Genomic DNA, 512 nt, shown 5'->3' with positions numbered 1-512 from the left:
ACTCAGTCCTTCATATTTTTCCGACCAATCATCAGCGGCTTGTGAAGCGCTTGAAGCATTTCCAACCGTTTTAGCAGCATCTTCATAGCCCTTATGAAGTTCGTAGTGCAATAGCTTAATTTCGTTTTCCCAGGTAAGGGTGCTTTTATCTCCCGGTACAATGGAACCCTCACTCATGATTCGACTACCATTAGTGTTATTTGAAAAGCCAGACCACTGCATGATTCCAGCTACACCACCCTCGGTGTTTTCTTTAGCGGGGTCAATGCCACTTTCCTTTTTGGCAACAGCCACTGCACCCGCAGCACCAGCGCCAGAGAAGCCTTCCTGGTTGACAAAATAGTCAAAGAGATCTTTCGCTCTTTTTGTTTGATCAGCATTTGTTGATGAGCTGGTTGTTGTTTCAGATGAACTACAGTCGCTATCATCATCACTGGCAGCGATTAAAAGACCAATGAAGAGCAGAGCCGCAATAAATATCACGACTGCACCCCAGAAAAAGGGGTTAGTTA

At 45.1% G+C, this 512-nt stretch carries 1 protein-coding gene; it reads right to left on the bottom strand.

Annotated elements, in window-relative coordinates; genetic code table 11:
* Positions 1-483 (bottom strand): phage tail tip lysozyme (locus tag IV71_RS07650; RefSeq protein ID WP_234781189.1); only part of this gene is annotated, 483 nt, incomplete at its 3' end.
* Positions 484-512 lie beyond the last annotated feature (29 nt).

Origin of the sequence: Fructobacillus fructosus KCTC 3544, assembly GCF_001438695.1 — a bacterium.
In the GTDB taxonomy this organism is placed as follows: domain Bacteria; phylum Bacillota; class Bacilli; order Lactobacillales; family Lactobacillaceae; genus Fructobacillus; species Fructobacillus fructosus.
This window is presented reverse-complemented; position numbering and strand designations above follow the sequence as displayed.